The following is a 19626-nucleotide window of genomic DNA, read 5'->3' as shown; positions in this document are numbered from 1 at the left end:
GCTCATCATCATGTGCCTGTCCGATCATCCGGCCGCCGGTCACTCCGCCTTGGCAGCCAGGGCGTTCCGGTCGGCGTCCCCGCCGGCGCCGACCGGACGCAGCCGGGTGTCGGCGGTGGCCTTCAGCTCGGGCGCGAGCTTGGCGACGTCGCGGGAGCCGACCGCGGCGATCAGGCCGGGGAGCATCCAGCGGACCGGCTGCATGCCGCGCAGCCAGGCCTGCGCGTACACGTGCGGCGAGCGGCGGCCGATGCCGGCCACCAGGCGCTCCACGGCCGGGCCGATCGGGTACGTCTTGTTGGCGGGCCACGGCAGCTTGGCGCGCATCTGCCGCAGCACGGCGTCCTGGTCGGCGCCGCGCACCATGTCGGTGTCCGTCCAACTCAGGTACCCCACGCCGACCTTGACGCCCTGGTAGGCGACCTCGGCGCGCAGCGCGTGGGCGAAGGACTCGACGCCGGCCTTGGAGGCGCAGTAGGCGGACATCAGCGGGGCGGGGGTGAGCGCGGCCAGCGAGGCGATCTGCAGCAGGTAGCCGCGGCTCTCGACCAGCGCGGGCAGGAACGCCCGGGCGGTGGCGACGGAACCGAGCAGGTTGACCTCGACCACCCGGCTCCAGGCCCGGAAGTCGCTGTCCTGCATCGGCCCGCCGAGCGCTATGCCGGCGTTGGCCACCACGGTGTCGATCCGCCCGTACCGGTCCTTGATCCGGTTCGCCACCTCGGTGAGCGCGTCCAGGTCGGTGACATCGGCCTCCCAGGCGGAGGCGTGCTCCCCGCACTGGGCGGCGACGGCCTTGAGCTCGGCGGGCTCCAGCCCGACCAGCGCGACCTTGGCGCCCCGGTCGGCGAGCTTCCGGGCCATCAGCGCGCCGAGGCCGCGGGCGGCTCCGGTGATGACGACGACCTGCGAGGACAGCGGCGGGGTCATGCGGTTTCCTCCACAGCGGCGACGGACTGGGACGGGATGTCGGAGGCGGCGGCGCCGACCGCGGCGGCCGACAGTTCGTCGGCGACCAGGGCGGCGACCCGGCGGATCTCCTCGGCCACCTCGGCGGGGCGTTCCACCGGGCTCATGTGGCCGGCGCCGGGCAGCTCCAGCAGGCCGCGGGCGTCGGCCAGGGCGGCGACGATGCGGTGCGAGTGCACGGGCGGGGTCAGCTTGTCGTTGGTGCTGGTGACGACGGCGGTGGGCGCGGCGATCCGGGCGAGGCCGGCGTACACGTCCAGGACGTCGAGGACGACCGCCCAGCCGTGGCGCGCCTTGGCCGGGCAGGCGTGCACCACCTGCGCGCAGGCCTCGACCCGGTCCGCGGGCGTGGCGGGGCCCATGGTGGCGTACTTGAGAGCGGCCCGGCTGATGCCGTTGACGGGGCCGAGGGACAGCCGGGACTGCAGCACCGGCCGGCTCAGGAAGCGCCGCAGCGCCTTGCCGCGCACGAACGGCGGCAGCACCAGCAGTTCGTCGACGAGGTCGCCGGCGCCGGTGTTGATCAGCACGTTGGCGGCGGTGCGGGCGGCCACCTCGGGCCGTCCGCCGGCCGCCATGATGGTCATGCCGCCCATGCTGTGGCCGGCCACCACCGCGCGCCGCCCGGCGGGGACGGTCGCGACCAGCACCGCTTCGAGGTCCTCGGCGAGCTTGCCGGTGCCGTACCCGGCGCCGTCGGCCGGCAGGGGGCTGCGGCCGTGGCCGCGCTGGTCGTAGGCGACCACGCGGTGGTCCGCGACCAGCCGGTTGATCACCGGCGCCCAGAACGTGGTGGCGCACGTCCAGCCGTGGGCGAGCACGATCAGCGGCGCGCCCTCGGGGCCGTACTCCTCGACGTTGAGTTCGGCGCCGTCCGCGGAGCGGACGGTGTGGACGGCGGCCGGGTCGGGCAGCACGCAGTCGGCGGGGATACGGGGGCTCATACGGGCACCACCTCGGGGTCGAGCGCGTCACCCAACGGGGCTGTGCGCTTGAGGAGTTCGTACTCGGCGAGGTCGACGTGCCGGGTGGCACGGCGGAAGGCGCTGGTGGAGGACGGCCACAACACGGTGTTCTTGCCGTCCTCTTCGAGGTACCAGCTGCGGCACCCGCCGGTGGTCCACACGGTGCGGCTCATCCGGTGCTGGAGTTCCAGGTTCCACTGCCGCTGGGCCCGTTCGGTGGGCTGCATCGCGGTGGCGCCGATCGAGTCCAGCGTGGTGAGCGCGTCGATCAGGTAATTGAGTTGGGACTCGATCATCAGGATCATCGAGCTGTTGCCGAGCCCGGTGTTCGGGCCGATCAGGAAGAACAGGTTCGGGAAGCCCCGCACGGTGGAGCCGCGCAGCGCCTCCATACCGTCCTTCCACGCTTCGGCCAGCGCCATGCCTCCGACGCCGTACACCCGCTCGGCGATCGGCAGGTCGGTGACGTGGAATCCGGTGCCGAACACCACTGCGTCCACCTCGTGTTCGCTGCCGTCGGCGGCGACCAGGGTGCTGCCGCGCAGCTCGCGCAGACCGGACGCGACCACCTCGGTGTTGGGCGCGGCCAGCGCCGGGAAGTACGTGTTGCTGAGCAGGATGCGCTTGCAGCCGATCCGGTAGTCCGGGGTGAGCCTGGCCCGCAGCGCCGGATCGGCGACCGCCCGGTGCATGTGGCGCAGCGCCACCTGCTGGACCAGCTTCAGGAATTGCGGACGGCGCACGAAAGCATCCACCTGGAGCTCGCGGATCGCGAACAACGCGGAACGCCGCAGCAGGCCGCTCGGCGGAAGTTTGCCGTGCAACCACTTCTCGACGCCGGTGACCTCGCGGTCGGCGCGCGGCATCACCCAGGCCGGGGTGCGCTGAAAGACCGTCAGGCTGCCGACGGTGGGCTGGATGGCGGGGATGATCTGCACGGCGGACGCGCCGGTGCCGACCACCGCGACGCGCTTGCCCGTCAGGTCGTAGTCGTGGTCCCAGCGGGAGGAGTGGAAGACCTTGCCGGGGAAGCCGTCCAGGCCGGGCAGGTCGGGGATCTTCGGTTCGGCCAGCGGGCCGGCGGCGGAGACCACGGCGTCGGCGGTCCAGCTGCCGACCCGGGTGGTGACCCGCCACCGGGTGCACTCCTCCTCCCAGCGCAGCTCGGTGACCTCGGCGCCGAACCGCAGGTGGGGGCGGAGCCCGAAGGTGTCGGCGACCCGTTCCAGGTAGGCGCGGATGTCGGGCTGGGCGGAGAACACCCGGGGCCAGTCGGGGTTCGGCGCGAACGAGAACGAGTACAGGTGGGAGGGCACGTCGCAGGCGCAGCCCGGGTAGGAGTTGTCGCGCCACGTCCCGCCGACCGACTCCGCGCGTTCCAGGATCACGAAGTCGGTGATCCCGGCGCGGCGCAGCCGGACGCCGGCGCCGAGGCCGCCGAAGCCGGAGCCGACGACGGCGACCCGCACGTGCGGCACGGCCTGCGGTGCGGCGTCCGCGCGCGACTCGTCGGGATCGGGCTCGACGGGGAGGGGCGGCTTCTTGGTACGGGGTGCCATGGGCGGGTCCTCCTGGCGAGGGTGGGGCGGCACGGGCCGGTGCGGTGCTGCTCAGCGCGGCGGTGAACTGCCGCTGAGAGGTGGGGGGATGGGGCCTTGACTGGGGCCCCGGATGCTGCCAGTAATCACTGGCGCGTTTGGCAGAGTAGCCCTTATTGACACCGAGTGGAATAGCGCGGACAGCGGGGATCACACATGTGTTCGCCCCGCCCGGTCGGCCCTATGCTGACCCGCGTGGCGGAGATCGAGCAGGACCGCGAACCCCCCGACGAGTACCGCATCACCGAGCTCGCCGAGGCGGCCGGCATCAGCGTGCGCACCGTCCGCTTCTACCGCGAACGCCGCCTGCTCCCGCCACCCCGCAAGGTCGGCCGGATCGCCTGGTACGGCCCCGCACACCTGGCCCGGCTGCGCCTGATCGCCGAACTGCTGGAACGCGGCCACGCGCTCGGCGGCATCGCCGAACTGATCGGCGCCGGCGAGGACGGCCGCGATGTCGCCGAACTGATCGGCCTCCAGGCCGCCCTGGTCGCCCCCTGGTCCGACGAGACGCCCGTCCACCTCGGCTGGGACGAGCTGCGCGCCGCGTTCGGCGACCAACTGACCGAGGCCAACACCGCCGAATCCCTCGCCCAGGGCTTCATCACCCTCGACCCCGACGGCATCACCCACATCAGCCGCCGCCTGATGGACGCCACCGTCGCCCTGGTCGACGAGGGCGTGCCGCTGTCCGCCGTCCTGGACGTCAGCCGGCGCGCCAGCGAGTACGCCGACGCGATGGCCGACGCCTTCGTCGCGCTGATCCGCGACCACCTGCTCGGCGCGCTCACCCACGTCCAGGACCTCACCCCCGCCGAGGCCGCCCGCCTCACCGAACGCATCCACCGCATCCGCCCCCTCGCCCGGGCCGTCAACGACGCCCAGTTCGCCCTGGCCATGGACCGCCGCGCCCGCACCGAGTACGGCCGGCTCGCCGGCGAGTAGTGGCTGCGCCGCCACCGATCACCCGCTCCGCGACACCCCGCCCCTCGCCGGCCCGGTCGCCGGCCGGCCCTCTCCACGCCCGCGCAGGCGCCCTTCTCGCCCGCCGGCCACCTGCCCACCACCCGCCACGCCCCGCACCCCATCCGTTCCCGGCCCTCCACCGCCCCGCACACGGTCACTGATCCCACCAAGCACCTGCACACCACCCACCACACCCCGCACCCCATCCACTCCCGACCCTCCACCGCTCCGCGCACGCGGTCGCTGGTCCTACGCACCACCTGTCACACCCACACCCCTCTACTCCCGACCCTCCGCCGCCCCGCGGACGCGGTCGCCGATCCCACCAGCCACCTGCGCACCACCCGCCACGCTCCGCACCCCCTCCACTCCCGACCCTCCACCGCCCCGCGCACGCGGTCACTGATCCCACCAACCACCTGCGCACCACCCGCCACACCAGGGCATGGGAGAGTGGGGGCGGTGAAGGGAGCGCGGGCGTGTTGATGGAGAAGGTCACCGAGATCCTCGTGGAGGCGGCGGCGGAGGCGGTCGAGCCTCGGTTCCGGGCGCTGGCCGAGGGCGAGGTGATGGAGAAGGCCCCCGGCGATCTCGTCACCGTCGCGGACCGGGACGCCGAGCGGATCATCACCCGGCGGCTGCGCGAGCTGCTGCCCGTCCCCGTGGTCGGCGAGGAGGCCGTGGCCGCCGACCCGGCGCTCGCCCGGGCGCTGCTGGACGAGCCCGCGGCCTGGCTGGTCGACCCGGTCGACGGCACCAAGAACTTCGTCGCCGGTGAGCCCTCGTACGCCGTGATGGCCTCGCTGGTCCGGAGCGGCCGGGCCGTCGCCGCCTGGATCTGGCAGCCGTGCTCCGGCACCGCCTACACCGCCGAACTCGGCGCGGGGGCCTGGCAGAACGGGAGGCGGCTGGTCCGGGAGCAGCTCACCACCGCTCCGGAGAGCTGGACGGGCATCCTGAAGTCCCGCTACTTCGACCCGCCCACCAGCCACCGCCTGCTCGCCAACGCCCGCGCGCTGGGCCCGTTGGATCCGGGCCGCAGAGCCGCCGGTATCGAGTACCCGCTGGTCGCCACCGGTGAGCGCGACTTCATCCTGTACTGGCGCACCCTCCCCTGGGACCACGCCCCGGGTTCCCTCCTGATCACCGAGGCCGGCGGCCGCTCCGCCCGTTTCGACGGCTCCCCGTACCTGCCCGAGCCTCCCGGCGGCACCAACGGCCTGCTGGTCGCGGCGGATCCGGACCAGTGGGAGACGCTCAGGGAGATCCTGCTCAAGGGGTTCTGACGCCCGCCGGGGCGCCTACTGCTTCTGCACCGCGCGCCCGCTCTCCACGACGGCCGCCAGCAGCGACTCCACCTCCCGTTCGGTGGTGTGCGGGTTGAGCAGCGTCAGCTTCAGCCGTACCCGGCCCGGGCCGCTGCCCGGGAGTTCGGTGCGGCCGACGACGGCCCGGCCGGTGCGCAGCAGGCGGCGGCGCAGCTCCGCGTTGACGTGGTCGCCGTCCTCCGCCACGTACCGGAACACTACGGTGGTCAGCACCGGTTCGCAGTAGAGCTCCAACTCGGGCTCGTCCCGGACGAGTTCGGCCGCCCGAAGGGCCAGCTGGTGGCAGCGGTCGACCAGCGCGCCGAGCCCGTCCCGGCCCAACGTCCGCAGGGTGACGGCGAGTTTGAACGCGTCGGGCCGACGGGTGGTGCGCAGCGACTGGCCGAGCAGGCTGGGGTAGCCGGCCTCCTCGTCGTCGGCGGGGTTGAGGTAGACGGCGCGGCGGGCCAGCGAGCCGTAGGTGCGGGCGTCGCGGACCAGGAAGACGCCTGCGGCGGCGGGCTGCCAGCCGAGCTTGTGCCAGTCGAGGGAGACCGAGTCCGCCCGGTCGAGGCCGTCCAGCAGCGGGGCGAGCCGGTCGGAGAACAGGGCGCCGCCGCCGTACGCGGCGTCCGCGTGCAGCCAGGTGCCGTGGCGGGCGGCGAGGTCGGCGACCTGCTGCAGCGGATCGACGGCGCCGGTGTCGGTGGTGCCGGCGGTGGCGACCACGGCGATCGGGGTGGCGCCCTCCCAGCCGGCCTCGGCGAACGCATCGGCCAACGCGTCCGGCACCATGCGCAGTTGGCGGTCGACGGGGACGGCGCGGACGGCGCGCTCGCCGAGGCCGAGCAGCGCGGCGGCCCGCTGGACGGAGAAGTGGGCGACCTCGGACGCCAGGATCCGGGGCCGGACGCCGTGCGGGATGCCGTTCAACTCGACGTCCGGGCCGAGACGTTGGTCGCGGGCCAGCATCAGCCCCATCAGGTTGGACTCGGTGCCGCCGGTGGTCAGCACGCCCGCCGCGCGATCCGGCCGGAAGCCCACCAACTCCGCGTGCTCCGCGAGGAGTTCACTCTCCAGTGCGGTGGCGGCCGGGGCCTGGTCCCAGGAGTCCTGGGACGGGTTGAGGGCGCTCACGGCGAGGTCGGCGGCCACCGCGACGGCCAGTGGCGGGCAGTGCAGGTGCGCCGCGCAGGCCGGGTCCGCGGGGTCGGCCGCGCCGTGCGCCAGCAGTTCCACCAACTGGCCCAGCGCGCCCGGCCCTTGAGCCCGCTCCAACGCCTCCCGGACCATCTCCCCCACCACCGCCGGCTCCCCGGCCACCACCGGCCCACCTCGCCGCACCGCCCCGGCAGTCAGCGCCGCCAGCACCTGCGCCAGCAACGGCCGCAACGCCTCGGGCCCGCCCACACCACCGGAGAGTTCGGTTAACCCGCCCACGTCCCACCCACTTTCCACAGAGACAGATTCAGCTTCATGACGCCGGCCCGCCTGCTCGCGACCGAGCAGGCGGACACGCCCCGGGACTCGGCGCGGTGGTCGCCGACCCCGCGCGGCAGCCGGAGGCAAGTGGCGTACAGGTCACGACAGTTGTCCGCGCCCGGGTCGGCCGATGGACGCCCCCGACCCACTCGCCTCCGCCGTCCACGGCCCGACCGGCCACCGCAGGCCCCCGAAGCGCCGACGAACGACCCCGCCCCACCCACCTCCGGCCGCACGGGGCTCCGCCGATCCCACCCGGCGACCGCACCCGCCCACTCCTCACCCCGCCGCCGCAGGCTCTCGCATCGCGAACTCGATGGCCTCGCAGAGCCGTTCGAGGACGGCGTCGGCCTGCTCGTCGGTGATGGTGAGCGGGGGGAGAAGCCGCAGGACGGCGTCGTGGCGGCCGCCGAGTTCGACGATCAGGCCGCGGGCGAGGCAGGCTTCGCGGACCCGGACGGCGAGGCCGGGGTTCGCGGGGCGGGCGCCGCAGCTGTCGGATTCGCCTGCGGGGTCGACGAGTTCGACGCCGAGCATCAGGCCGCGGCCGCGGACGTCGCCGATCACCGGGAGGCGGTCGCGGGCGCCGTCCAGGCGGGCGGCGAGCCGGGCCCCGACCGTTTCGGCCCGGGCGGCCAGTCCGTTCGCGGCGATGTGGCGGAGCGTCGCGGCGCCGGCCGCCATCGCGAGGGTGTTGCCGCGGAAGGTGCCGGTGTGCGCGCCGGGCCGCCAACTGTCGTACTCCTCGCGGTAGACGACGACGGCGAGCGGAAGACTGCCGCCGATCGCCTTGGACAGCACCATCGCGTCCGGCTCGATGCCGCTGTGCTCCACCGCCCACATCCGGCCGGTGCGGCCGACGCCCGTCTGCACCTCGTCGACGATCAGCGGGATGCCCCGTTCGGCGGTGATCCGGCGCATCTCACGGAGCCAGCCGTCGGGTGCGGGGACGACGCCACCCTCGCCCTGCACGGGTTCGAGGATCATCGCGGCGGCCGGGAGCACGCCCCCCGACGGGTCGTCGAGCAGGCGCTCGGTGTAGGCGGCGGCCAGCTCCGCGCCGCGTTCGCCGCCGAGGCCGAACGGGCAGCGGTAGGCGTACGGGTAGGGCAGGCGGGTGACTTCACCGGCACTGGGCAGCGGGGCCTTGACGGCGGTGTTTCCGGTGACGGCCAAGGCGCCGGCGGTCATGCCGTGGTAGGCGCCGGTGAAGGCGAGGGCGCCGCGGCGGCCGGTGGCGGTCTGCATGAGCTTGAGGGCGGCTTCGACGGCGTCGGTGCCGGCGGGGCCGCAGAAGTGGATCCGGGCCTTGGCGGCGAACTTCTCGGGGAGGCTCTCGAACAGCGCGGTGGTGAAGTCGTCCTTCTCGGCGGTGGCGAGGTCGAGCAGGTGGAGCGGGGCGCCGCTGTCCAGCGTGCGGCGGATGGCTTCGAGCACCACGGGGTGGTTGTGACCGAGCGCGAGGGTGCCGGCGCCGGAGAGGCAGTCCAGGTAGCGGCGGCCGTCGGCGCCCTCCACGGTCATGCCGTTCGCGCGCACCGGGACGATCGGGAACGACCGGGCGTAGGTGCGGGCGGCGGATTCGCGGATGCGCTGGCGGCGCAGGATCGCGTCGCCGGCGGGCGCGGCGGAGGTGCCGACGGTGAGGGTCACAGCGGAGCTCCCTTGGGAAGTTAGGTAAGCCTAACTTTACTCCCGAGGCTCCGACGGGTGCCGCCCCGGGGCACTTTGATCACTCGTCCGAGTGAGCACGCACCATTTCTCACACCCGCCTCCCCAACGAGCATGACCACGCCGAAGTCACGGCTGCGGCCCAAGTACCCTGCCGCCATGGAAACTCCGCCCCCTGACGCGCACGCCCGCGAACTCGCCGACACCCAAGCCTTTTTCGCCGAACGCGCCGCCGGCTGGGACGCCAAGTTCCCGGACGACGGTCCGCGCTACGCCGCCGCGATCGCCGACACCAGCCTGACGGTCGGCCAGTTCGCCGTCGACGCGGGCTGCGGCACCGGCCGCGCGCTGCCGCTGCTGCGCGCGGCGGTCGGTCCGTCGGGCGCCGTCCTCGGCGTAGACCTCACCCGGGAGATGCTGGAGCGGGCCGCGGAACACCGCTCCGACGCCGCCCTACTGCAGGCCGACTGCACCCGGCTCCCGCTCCCCGACGCCGTCGCGGACCTGGTCTTCGGGGCCGGTCTGATCTCCCATCTGCCGGGCCCCGACACCGGCCTGCGCGAACTCGCCCGCGTCACCCGCCCGGGCGGCCGCCTCGCCCTGTACCACCCCGTCGGCCGCGCCGCCCTCGCCGCCCGCCACGGCCGCCCCGTCACCGCGGACGACCTGCGCGCCCGCGACAACCTGTTCCCGCTCCTCGCCGCCACCGGCTGGAAACCGCTTTCCTACACCGACGAGCCGGACCGCTTCCTGGTCCTCGCCGAACGCGCCTGACGCGCACCCGACGCGACTGATCTGCCCAGCGGCCTGCCGGGTCCGGCTATTCGCACTTCCAGCGGTACCCGAGTTCAGGACGGCCGACCTGCCCGTAGCGGGGTTCGCGGGTGGCGTGGCCGGTGGTGACCAGGTGTTCGAGGTAGCGGCGGGCGGTGATCCGGGAGACGCCGGTGGCCTCGGCGGCCGCGCCGGCGGAGAGGCCGTCGGGGGCGGTGCGCAGGGCGGTGGCGAGGGTCTCCAGGGTGGCGGCGGTCAGGCCCTTGGGGAGGCTGGTGCGGTCGGTGCCGCGCAGCAGGGCGAGGGCGCGGTCGACCTCGTCCTGCCCGAGAGCCTCGCCCTCGCGACCGAGACTGGCCCGGTAGCGGGCGTACTGGCGCAGGCGGTCGCCGAGCGCTGCGGCGCCGAACGGTTTCAGCAGGTACTGGACGACGCCGGCGGAGACGGCCTGCCGGACGGTGGCGAGGTCGCGGGCGGAGGTGACGGCGATGATGTCGGCGCTGTGCCCGGCGGCGCGCAACGTGGCGCACAGGTGCAGGCCGTGGCCGTCGGGGAGGTAGAGGTCGAGCAGGATCAGCTCGACCGGGGCGCCGGCCTCCCGGGCGCGGTCGAGGGCGCGGACGGCCTCGGCGCGGGAGTGCGCGGTGGCGGTGACGGTGAAACCGGGGGTGGCAGCGACGTACCGGGCGTGGGCGTCGGCGGCGACCGGGTCGTCCTCGACCACCAGGACCCGGATCGGCCGCTGCTCGGGGAGGCCGATCATGCGTCCACCGCCGGGCGCTGGAGCGGGAGTCGGACGGTGAGCACCGCGCCGCCGCACGGCCCGCCGAACCGGTGGTCGCCGTGGCCCAGTCGGACGTCGCCGCCGTTGCGGCGGGCGGTCTGGGCGACCAGCGCGAGGCCGAGTCCGCGGCCGTGCTGCTTGGTGGTCCAGCCGCGGCGGAAGACCTCGTCGGCGGCGGCGGGGTCGACGCCGGCACCGGTGTCGGCGACCCGGAGCAGCAGGTGGCCGTCCTCGGTGCGGGCGGTGACCCGGACTTCCGGGGCGGCGTGGGCGGCGTTCTCGATGGCGGCGTCGACCGCGTTGTCGATCAGGTTGCCGAGCAGGGTGACCAGGTCGCGCGGGGTGAGCCGGTCGGGCAGGACGCCGTCGTCGATCCGGCTGTCCTCGGTGAGGTGGAGTTCGACGCCGCGTTCGGCGGCCTGCGCGGCCTTGCCGAGCAGCAGTGCGGCGAGCACGGGTTCGCCGACCGCGCCGACCACCTGGTCGGTGAGCCGTTGGGCGAGGGCGAGTTCGGCGGTGGCGAACTCCACCGCCTCGCGGTGGCGGCCGAGTTCGATCAGCGAGACCACGGCGTGCAGCCGGTTGGCGGCTTCGTGGGCCTGCGCGTCGAGTGCCGCGGCGATGCCCTTGACGGTGTCCAACTCGCCGGTGAGTCCTTGGAGTTCGGTGTGGTCCCGGAGGGTGACCACGCTACCGAGTCCGGCCCCGATCGGCGAGGTGTTGACCAGCAGCACGCGTTCGGCGGTCAGGTGCACCTCGTCGCGCACCGGCTCGACGGACTCCATCGCCCGGTTCAGCGAGCTCGAAAGCCCCATCTGACGCACCGTCAGCCCTTCGACCTCGTCGGCGACTTGGAGCAGCTCGCGGGCGGCATCGTTGCACAGCAGCACCCGGTGGTCGCGGTCGAGCAGCACCAGCCCTTCGCGCACCGAGTGCAGCGTCGCCTGGTGGTAGTCGTACAGGTGGGCGAGTTCCTCGGCGTCCATGCCGTGGGTGTCGCGGCGCAGCCGGGCGGCGACCAGGTAGCTGGCGGCGGCGCCGAGCGTCAGGGCGCCGACGGCGACGCCGGTGAGGGCGAGCAGCGGGACGCGCAGCCGGGCGGAGATGTTGTCGACGGTGATGCCCGCGCTGACCAGGGCGACCACGTGGTGTTCGTCGTCGTAGACGGGGGCGACGACGCGCACGGACGGGCCGAGGGTGCCGGTGTAGGTCTCCTGCTGGAGGCGGCCCTGCTGGGCCTGGTCGATGTGACCGAGGAAGGGCCGGCCGATCTGCGCCGGGTCGGGGTGGGTCCAGCGGATGCCCTGCGGGTCCATGACCGTGACGAAGTCGACGTAGGTGTCGGCGCGGACCCGCTGGGCGTACGGCTGGAGAACCGCGCTGGGGTCCGGACCGACGGCGGCCGCACGGACGGTGGGGGCGTCGGCGACGGACTGGGCGACGGCGGTGGCCTCGTGGCGGGCGGTGTCCTCGGCGCGGGCGGCGGTGAACAGGTAGGCGAGCACGGCGCCGCCGGCGACCACGGCCCCGACGATGACCACCTGGACCGCGAACAGCCGTCCGGCCAGGCTGCGGCGCCGACGGGGGCGGGCGGCGCGAGCGGCACGGGCGGTCGGGCTGGGCGGGTGCATGCCGACAAGTGTGCCTGGTCACGGGCTTGTCACGACGTTCGCGGGGGTTTCCCGTGAACTCTATGACCGCAATCGTGACGTGCCCCACGAGGGCGCGGATAGTCAGCCGCGGCCCGCCACCCACGGGCCGGTCGCGTCCACTCCCCCCGGTGGCGCGACGAGAACGAGCCTACGGCGAAGGAGCCGAGCGGATGACCCCCACCACGAGCGGGAAGCCGACGCGCAGATCGGATCGGACCCACTACCTGTACCTGGCGGTGATCGCGGCGGTGATCGCGGCGATCGTGGTGGGTCTGGCCGCCCCGAAGTTCGCGGTGGAGCTGAAGCCGGTCGGCACCGGCTTCGTCAACCTCATCAAGATGATGATCTCCCCGGTGATCTTCTGCACCATCGTGCTGGGTGTGGGCTCGGTCACCAAGGCGGCGAAGGTCGGCCGGGTCGGCGGTCTGGCGCTCGGCTACTTCCTGCTGACCTCGACGGTGGCGCTCGGCATCGGTCTGCTGGTGGGCAACCTGCTGGAGCCGGGCAGCGGTCTGCACCTGACCGCGGCGCTGGCGAAGTCCGGCCACGCGCAGGCCGCGGCCGGCGCCGCGACCACCACCGACTTCCTGCTCGGGATCATCCCCACCACCCTGGTGTCGGCGCTGACCCAGGGCCAGGTCCTGCAGACCCTGCTGGTGGCGCTGCTGGTCGGCTTCGCACTACAGGGCATGGGAACGGCGGGCGCGCCGATCCTGCGCGGTGTGGAGCACCTGCAGAAGCTGGTGTTCCGGGTGATGTCGATGATCATGTGGGTCGCCCCGATCGGCGCGTTCGGCGCGATGGCGGCGGTGGTCGGCGCGACCGGCACGGCCGCGCTGAAGAGCCTCGCCGTGATCATGGTCGGCTTCTACGTGACCTGCGTACTGTTCGTGGTCGTGGTGCTCGGCCTGCTGCTCCGGCTGGCCGCCGGCGTGAACGTCTTCTCCCTGCTGCGCTACCTGGGCCGGGAGTTCCTGCTGATCCTGTCCACCTCGTCCTCCGAGAGCGCGCTGCCCCGGCTGATCTCGAAGATGGAGCACCTCGGCGTGAGCCGCCCGGTCGTCGGCATCACCGTGCCGACCGGCTACAGCTTCAACCTGGACGGCACCGCCATCTACCTCACCATGGCCTCGATCTTCATCTCCGAGGCGATGGACAAGCCGATGTCGATCGGCGAGCAGCTCTCCCTGCTGCTGTTCATGGTGATCGCCTCCAAGGGCGCGGCGGGCGTCACCGGCGCGGGCCTGGCCACGCTGGCCGGCGGCCTGCAGTCCCACAAGCCCGCGCTGGTCGACGGTGTCGGCCTGATCGTCGGCATCGACCGCTTCATGTCGGAGGCCCGTGCCATGACCAACTTCGCGGGCAACGCCGCCGCCACCGTGCTGATCGGCCACTGGACGGGCGAGCTCGACCGCGAGCGGATGAACGCCGTGCTGGCCGGCGAGCTCCCCTACGACGAGACCGCGGGCGCGCCCGAGGGCGCCGAACTGCCGGCCCAGGCGCAGGCCCCGGTGACCGAGCCGGCCGCCTGACCGGTCCTCGGCCACGACTGCACTCCGCCCCTGTCGGCGCCCCGGGTCCGCCCGGGCACCGGCGGGGGCGTCGCCGTTCACCCGCACCGCCGAGAAGTGCGGCACGTCAGGCGGGGGCGTCGCCGTTCACCCGCACCGCGAAGGAGTGCGGCGCGTCAGACGAGGGCATCGCCGTTCGCCCGCACCGCGAAGGGACGCAGCACATCAGGCGAGGGCATCGCCGTTCACCCGCACCGCGAAGGGACGCAGCACATCAGGCGAGGGCATCGCCGTTCGCCCGCACCGCGAAGGAGCGCAGCACGTCAGGCGGGGTCGGGGGTGGTGCCGGAGAGCGCCCAGGCGAGGCCGGTGGCAGGGTCCTCCAGGGCGAGGTGCAGATGGCGGAGGTCGTCGCCCGGTTCGGTCCAGGCCAGGCAGTGCAGGCGGCCGACCACGGCATCGACGCGGGCCGGGTCCGCGGTGTCGGCGTCCTCCATCGCGGCGAGCAACTGCCAGACGGCGAGCCGCCCTTGGGCCGCGCCGCAGTCGGAGCGGGCGGACGCGAGGTGGACCAGCGCCGGATACAGCGCGGCGAACGGCAGCTGCCCGCCGGTGACTTCGGGACCGGCGGTGAGCTGCGCGGCGGCATCGGTGGCGCGGCCGCGCACACACACGGCGCTGGTCCAGTCGGACAGGCCGGCGAGCAGGCCGGTCGCCAGTCGCCCCGTCAACCGGGCACCGGGGGACGGCAGTCGGACGACGCCGAGGCCTTCCCGGGTGGGCGGCGCCAGTTGCAGGGCGCGCCGTGCGCCGCCGCCGGGCAGGTACTCGCGGACCCGGGTGTCGTGCTCCCATCCGCTGTCCTCCCACGGACGCAGCCGGTACGGCACCCCGGCCTCGTCGCACCCGCCACCGGACGGGCCGTCGCCGAGCAGGGCGCGGGTGTGCGCGGCCGGCCGGCGGATCGCGGGCGGCAGCTGCAGCTCGGCCAGCACCGTCCAGGGGTGGCGGGTGGCGAGCACCTCCCACAGCGGCCCGGCGTCGTGGTCCCCCACCGTCGCCGCGCCCGGCCCGGCCGTGGGGTCGAACAACCTCGCCGCGACCGCGGCGGGCGCGCCGTACGCCACCAGGTGCCCGAGCGGCCCCGCCAACCCGTCGCCGAGCGCCCTGGCCACCCGGAACCGCCCGAGCAGCTCCCCCCACTCCCCCTGCGCGGCCAGCCTCTGCCCGGACGGCCCCCACCCGTACCGCGCCGGCCGCGCCGGCCCCGTCCCGTTGTCGACGATCATCCGCTCAATGTACGACCACACCGGAAGGACAGCCCGCCGACGCGACGGTGACGCACCGTCATACGCCTCCCGCGACGGTCGGACCGGGCGCGCACCGCAGGCAGGTGGTCTCCCGGACCCGGATCGCCGCCTGGAGGCCGCCCTTCCGCTGCCCGAGTCGAGGTGCAGCATGGTGGCGAACGCGACGTCCCCGCCCGTCACGACGGTCAGGTCGTGGGTCTGCAGACTGGTCGGACCGGTGTGCCCGCCCCGTCAGTACCGCTTGTCGACCGCCCGGCAGCGGTCGCCGCTGAGGGTGCACACCTCCGCGTCCCTGAACGTGAAGGGCACGTTCACGTAGTACGCCAGCCGGAAGGTCCGGCCGTCGTCCGCCCGTGCCACCTGCTGCGTCATGGCCTCGTACTGGTCGTGCGTACTCGGGTTCCGGGCCACCAGCGGTTCGTCGGGGCCGGTCAGCAGCAGCACGGTGCCGTACCCGTCCGTCGAGGGGAAGGACCCGATCAGGCCGCTCACAGCCACCACCTTGGGCTCGTCGGGCACGCCCACGCAGTTGACGGACTGGGTGTAGGTCGACGGATCGCCCGTCACCACCGGCTCGGGCGACGCCTTCCCGACCGCCGGTGCCACCCCGAGGATCGCGGCGAACGCGACGGTGCAGACGACCGTACTGTCCGGCATCCACACCGCCAGGATCTCGCCGGTCGGCAGGACCTCCAGCACCATCAACTGATCGGCCTCGGGCGGCGAGTACGTGATGCCGGTCTCCGGCAGCATCTTCCGCAGGTCCCGCAACACCCACCGCCCGGGCGCCGGCAACGGCTGCGCCGCCCGCACCCGGACGGCGGGCGGCGACGTCTTCTTCGCCTTCACGACGGGCTCCCCGAAGACGGTGCACCCCGTCAGCAGCAGCAGAACTGCCGCACCGGCCAACCGTCTTCCCCTGTGCGTCTGTGCCACGGCGGCTCCCCCGAGACCGATCGGCTGACCCGTCGATGGTTCCACCGACCTTCTGCCGACAACCGAACTACCTTGAAGAGAAAATGAGTTGAAACGCGCGCGGAATCACGGCGCAGCGGGCAGGCGATCGGGCATCGGCCCGTGCCGACCCCGCCCGTGCTAGTCGACCGGCAGGCAGCGGTCGCCGTCGGCGGTGCACACCTCCGCGTCCCTGGGCGTGAAGGGCGCATTCAGGTAGTACCCGAAGCGGAACGTCCGGCCGTCCTCCGTCCACCCCACCTGCTGAGGCATCGGGCCGTAGTCGACGCCGGTCCTCATGTCTCGGGCGAGGAGCGGTTCGTCGGGGCCGGTCAGCAGCACCACCGCCCCGAGCCCCTCGGTCAGGGGGAACCCCCCGTTCCGAACTGTCACCCTGGTCACCTTGGAGTCCTTCGGCACCTCGGTGCAGGCGACGCTCCGAGCGTAGTTCGCCGGATCGTCCGTCTCGGACGGGCTGGGCGACGGCTTTCCGAGGTATTCGACGTCCAGGGCGAACGCGCCGGTGCAGGCGACCGTGCTGTCCGGCATCCACACCACCAGGGTCGCGCCGTTCGGCCAGGCCTCCAGCAGCATCAACTGATCGGCGTCAGGCGGTCGGAGGCCCTCGTCGGACAGCGGCGGGAAGCTGGTGCGGGGCTGCGGCCGGTCGGCGCCACCGATCGGCAGCTTCCCCCACATGTTCTGCAGCGCCCACTGTCCGCGCTCCGGTAACGCCTTCTCCGCCCGCACCTTGACGGCGGGCAACGGCGACTTCTCCGCCTTCACGGCGGACCCCCCGGAGCCGGTGCACCCCGCCAGCAGCAGGACTGCTGCACCGACCACTCGTCTTCCCCTGTGCGTCTGTGCCACGGCGGCTCCCCCGAGACCGAACGGCTGACCCGTCGATGGTTCCACCGACTGTCGGCGGCCAACCGAACTACGCTGAAACGAGACCGAGTTGAGAGGCCTCCGGAATCAGGGCGCGCCGGGCGGGCGGTACGGGTGCGGGCCCATCAGGCCGTGCCGGTACGCGGCGACCACGGCCTGCGAGCGGTCGTGGACGCCGAGCTTGGCCAGGATGCGTTTGACGTGGGTCTTCACGGTGGACTCGGCCAGGTGCAGCAGCGCCGCTATCTCGTCGTTGGGGCGGCCGTCGGCGGCCAGCCGCAGGACTTCGCGCTCCCGGGCGGTGAGCGCCGCCAACTGCCCGCTGCCGTCGGCGCCGACGGGCTCGGGGGCGGGGGCGGGAGCGGCGAGCAGGTGGCCGAGCAGGTCGCGGGTGACGGCCGGGTCGAGGACGGCCTCGCCCGCGGCGACCGCGTGGACGGCGTCGATCAGCCGCTCCGGGGAGGCCCGCTTCAGCAGGAATCCGGCCGCGCCGGCGCGCAGCGCACCCCACACGTACGCGTCGTGGTGAAAGGTCGTCAGCACCAGCACCCGGGGGCCGACCCCGGCCAGCCGGCGGGTCGCCTCGACGCCGTCGCAGCCGGGCATCCGCACGTCCATCAGCACCACGTCGGGGCGCAGCACCCGGGCGAGTTCGACGGTGCGCAGCCCGTCCTCGGCCTGGCCGGCCACTTCGATGCCGTCGGCGGTCTCCAGGACGACGGCGAGTCCGGCGCGGAGCAGCGGGTCGTCGTCGGCGATCAGCACCCGGACGGGGCGGGGGGCGCTCATGCGGGTGTTCCGGTCGACGGGAGGGTGAGGAGGACGCGGAAGCCGCCGTCGGGGCCGGGGCCGTGCTCGGCGGTGCCGTGCAGGCGGGCGGCGCGTTCGGCGATGCCGGTGAGGCCGCGGCCGGGGCGGTGGCCGGGCGGTGGCCCGGTGCCGTCGTCGCGGATCTCGATCGCGGTGGTGTCGGGGGTGGCGCGGATGTGGACGGTGGCGTGCTCGGCGCCGGAGTGGCGCAGGGTGTTGGTCAGTGCCTCCTGGACCACCCGGTACGCGCAGCGGTCCTGTTCCAGGGGCAGGGGCGGGGCGTCGTGGCGGAGCGTGATGTGCAGTCCGGCGTGTTCCATCCGTCCGATCAGGGCGGGGAGTTCGGCGAGGCCGGGTTCGGTGCGCGGTGTGCCGTCGGCGAGTTGGGGTTCGGTGCGGCGCAACAGGCCCAGCACCCGGTCGAGTTCGCCGAGGGCGTCGGCACCGGTGTGTTCGAGCGCGCGGAGCAGGTCGCGGCTGCGTTCGGGGGTGCGGTCGATCAACCGGCGGGCGGCGCCCGCCTGGACGAGCATCAGGCTGAGCGAGTGCCCGACCAGGTCGTGCACCTCGCGGGCGATCCGGGCGCGTTCCTCGGCCAGCAACTCCTCGCGGGCCTGCCGCCGTTCGACGGCCTGCTCGGCGAGCCGGTGCGCGGTGCCCCAGCCGAGCGCCCAGGCCGCCAGCCAGACCGCCAGCACGCTGATCGGCATGATGGTCGTGGTCGGGTGCCCCAGGAAGTAGCCCGCCACGCCGACCGGCACGATCACCGGCCCGTACCCGGCCCGGCCCCGTCCGCCGTACCGTCCCAGCGCGTACGCGCCGAGCAGGTTGGCGTACGGCGAGACCACGCTCGGCAGCACGAGTTGCGACTCGACGGTGAGCGCGACGGTCCCCACCAGGTACGCGGCCAGCGGCGCCCGGCGGCGGACCACGACCGCCGCCGCGAGCAGCAGCGTCAGGGTGAGCGCGAGCGGCATCCGCCCGCCGATCCGGGCCGCCGATCCGAGCCGTTCGACCAGCATCGCCACCAGCAGGACGGCGGCGGGCCCCGCGTCGTTGAGCGCGGGCGGCAGGGGCCACAGGGTCCGCAGGACCGCTGCGATCCGGGGTTCGGCGGAACCGGCGGGATACCTGGTGCGAGGTCCGGTGTCGGTCACCCGGTGAGGCTAGCCACCGAGCGGCGGTGTTCGCACGCCTGTCCGGGGAGATACCGGGGTTCCCCTGGGGTACGGCGGTATCTCCCTACCCTCGCTGGGGTATCCCGCTGCCCCCAGCGGGGGGACGCCGCCGCCCGGGGCCGCTCCGTAGCGTCCTCGGCATGACACTCCATCACCCCGCCGCGCCCCCGATACCCACCGCCGGACGGAAGCGGGGCGCCCTGCGACGGGCCGGCCGGATCGCCGTCCCGACCCTGGCGCTGCTGGTCGCCGCGGTCTCCGCCCGCTACTTCACCCTCGACCCCGACACCTTCGTCCCCCAGCAGCGCACCGTCTACCTCGCCCACCTCGCCCCGCTGCTCCTGCACATCGGTGGCGGCATCGTCGCCCTGGTCGTCGGCCTCGCCCAGTTCCTGCCCGGCCTGCGCGCCCGCCGCCCCGCCGTGCACCGCTGGACCGGCCGCCTCTACGCGCTCGCCGCCCTCGCAATGGGCATCGGCGGCCTGCTGATCGCGCCGCGTGCGCTGTTCCCGCCGTTCTCCCCGTTGGGCTTCGCCGCCCTCGACCTGCTCACCCTCACCACGACGGCGCTCGGCGTCGCCCGGGCCAGGGCCGGGCGGATCGCCGAGCACCGACGCTGGATGCTCCGTTCCTACGCGCTGATGTTCGCCGCCGTCACCTTCCGCCTGTGGCTGTTCGTCGTCGGCCTGACCGGCCTGCCCTTCGGGGTGGTGTACGCCTCCGGCGCGTGGGCGTCCTGGATGATCAACCTGGCGGTGGTGGAGCGGATGCTGCGCCGCCGCCGGACGGCCTGACGGCCTGTCGGCA

At 74.0% G+C, this 19626-nt stretch carries 17 protein-coding genes; 5 read left to right on the top strand and 12 right to left on the bottom strand.

All coding sequences use genetic code 11. The features are described from left to right. Positions 1-39: 39 nt before the first annotated feature. From CG736_RS21795 to CG736_RS21785, 3 genes are read right to left on the bottom strand one after another with little or no spacing between them, the layout of a single operon-like run. Positions 40-930: an SDR family oxidoreductase gene (locus CG736_RS21795; protein ID WP_100587865.1), complete on the bottom strand. Its 891-nt coding sequence runs from the start codon at positions 928-930 to the stop codon at positions 40-42. Continuing rightward, the gene (locus tag CG736_RS21790) at positions 927-1913 is read right to left on the bottom strand and encodes an alpha/beta fold hydrolase (RefSeq protein WP_100587864.1); all 987 of its coding nucleotides are present in this window, start codon (positions 1911-1913) and stop codon (positions 927-929) included. The genes CG736_RS21795 and CG736_RS21790 overlap by 4 nt, the downstream gene beginning before the upstream one ends. After that, the gene (locus CG736_RS21785) at positions 1910-3493 is read right to left on the bottom strand and encodes an NAD(P)/FAD-dependent oxidoreductase (RefSeq protein WP_100587863.1); all 1584 of its coding nucleotides are present in this window, start codon (positions 3491-3493) and stop codon (positions 1910-1912) included. Before CG736_RS21785 ends, CG736_RS21790 begins: the two co-directional genes overlap by 4 nt. Before the next feature lie 234 nt (positions 3494-3727). Between CG736_RS21785 and CG736_RS21780 the strand changes: the two genes are divergently transcribed. After that, positions 3728-4477: a MerR family transcriptional regulator gene (locus CG736_RS21780; RefSeq protein ID WP_232734104.1), complete on the top strand. Its 750-nt coding sequence runs from the start codon at positions 3728-3730 to the stop codon at positions 4475-4477. A 506-nt stretch (positions 4478-4983) separates the two neighbouring features. Further along, a complete protein-coding gene (locus tag CG736_RS21775) occupies positions 4984-5784 on the top strand; it encodes an inositol monophosphatase family protein (protein WP_232734107.1) in 801 nt (266 codons plus the stop codon). A gap of 15 nt (positions 5785-5799) precedes the next feature. On the opposite strand, the gene CG736_RS21770 is transcribed toward CG736_RS21775, so the two are convergent. Together CG736_RS21770 and CG736_RS21765 are read right to left on the bottom strand one after the other, a co-directional pair. Beyond that, positions 5800-7245: a pyridoxal-dependent decarboxylase gene (locus CG736_RS21770; protein ID WP_100587860.1), complete on the bottom strand. Its 1446-nt coding sequence runs from the start codon at positions 7243-7245 to the stop codon at positions 5800-5802. A 321-nt stretch (positions 7246-7566) separates the two neighbouring features. Then, positions 7567-8940: a diaminobutyrate--2-oxoglutarate transaminase family protein gene (locus CG736_RS21765; protein WP_100587859.1), complete on the bottom strand. Its 1374-nt coding sequence runs from the start codon at positions 8938-8940 to the stop codon at positions 7567-7569. 177 nt (positions 8941-9117) lie between these two features. Here CG736_RS21765 and CG736_RS21760 point away from each other — a divergent pair, with 177 nt between their 5' ends. Continuing rightward, positions 9118-9732, top strand: coding sequence for a class I SAM-dependent methyltransferase (locus tag CG736_RS21760; RefSeq protein ID WP_100587911.1), 615 nt, complete (start codon positions 9118-9120; stop codon positions 9730-9732). Positions 9733-9778: 46 nt separating this feature from the next. On the opposite strand, the gene CG736_RS21755 is transcribed toward CG736_RS21760, so the two are convergent. Continuing rightward, positions 9779-10495 (bottom strand): response regulator, encoded by a 717-nt coding sequence (locus CG736_RS21755; RefSeq protein ID WP_100587858.1) that lies wholly within the window; start codon positions 10493-10495, stop codon positions 9779-9781. Then, positions 10492-12147: a sensor histidine kinase gene (locus CG736_RS21750; protein WP_100587857.1), complete on the bottom strand. Its 1656-nt coding sequence runs from the start codon at positions 12145-12147 to the stop codon at positions 10492-10494. Before CG736_RS21750 ends, CG736_RS21755 begins: the two co-directional genes overlap by 4 nt. 191 nt (positions 12148-12338) lie before the next feature. Here CG736_RS21750 and CG736_RS21745 point away from each other — a divergent pair, with 191 nt between their 5' ends. After that, entirely contained in the window at positions 12339-13700 is a 1362-nt protein-coding gene (locus tag CG736_RS21745; RefSeq protein WP_100587856.1) for a cation:dicarboxylate symporter family transporter, read from the top strand. Positions 13701-14002: 302 nt separating this feature from the next. Here CG736_RS21745 and CG736_RS38665 read toward each other — a convergent pair whose 3' ends face one another. The 5 genes from CG736_RS38665 to CG736_RS21715 all read right to left on the bottom strand — a co-directional run bounded on the left by CG736_RS38665 (position 14003) and on the right by CG736_RS21715 (position 18798). Further along, positions 14003-14968 carry a hypothetical protein gene (locus tag CG736_RS38665; RefSeq protein ID WP_100587855.1) on the bottom strand — a complete coding sequence of 322 codons (966 nt, stop codon included), beginning with the start codon at positions 14966-14968 and terminating at the stop codon, positions 14003-14005. Positions 14969-15220: 252 nt separating this feature from the next. Beyond that, positions 15221-15838, bottom strand: a complete 618-nt coding sequence (locus CG736_RS21730; RefSeq protein WP_157815689.1) for a hypothetical protein — start codon at positions 15836-15838, stop codon at positions 15221-15223. Between the two features lie 246 nt (positions 15839-16084). Next, a complete protein-coding gene (locus CG736_RS21725) occupies positions 16085-16786 on the bottom strand; it encodes a hypothetical protein (RefSeq protein ID WP_100587853.1) in 702 nt (233 codons plus the stop codon). Between the two features lie 132 nt (positions 16787-16918). After that, the gene (locus CG736_RS21720) at positions 16919-17620 is read right to left on the bottom strand and encodes a response regulator transcription factor (protein ID WP_100587852.1); all 702 of its coding nucleotides are present in this window, start codon (positions 17618-17620) and stop codon (positions 16919-16921) included. After that, positions 17617-18798 (bottom strand): sensor histidine kinase, encoded by a 1182-nt coding sequence (locus CG736_RS21715; protein ID WP_100587851.1) that lies wholly within the window; start codon positions 18796-18798, stop codon positions 17617-17619. The genes CG736_RS21720 and CG736_RS21715 overlap by 4 nt, the downstream gene beginning before the upstream one ends. A 161-nt stretch (positions 18799-18959) precedes the next feature. On the opposite strand from CG736_RS21715, the gene CG736_RS21710 reads away from it, so the two are divergent. Further along, positions 18960-19613 carry a DUF2306 domain-containing protein gene (locus CG736_RS21710; protein WP_100587850.1) on the top strand — a complete coding sequence of 218 codons (654 nt, stop codon included), beginning with the start codon at positions 18960-18962 and terminating at the stop codon, positions 19611-19613. Positions 19614-19626 lie beyond the last annotated feature (13 nt).

This window comes from Kitasatospora sp. CB02891, assembly GCF_002803145.1.
Classification (GTDB): Bacteria; Actinomycetota; Actinomycetes; order Streptomycetales; family Streptomycetaceae; genus Kitasatospora; species Kitasatospora griseola.
Note: the sequence above shows the minus strand (reverse complement) of the source record. Positions and strands in the feature narration are given on the sequence as shown.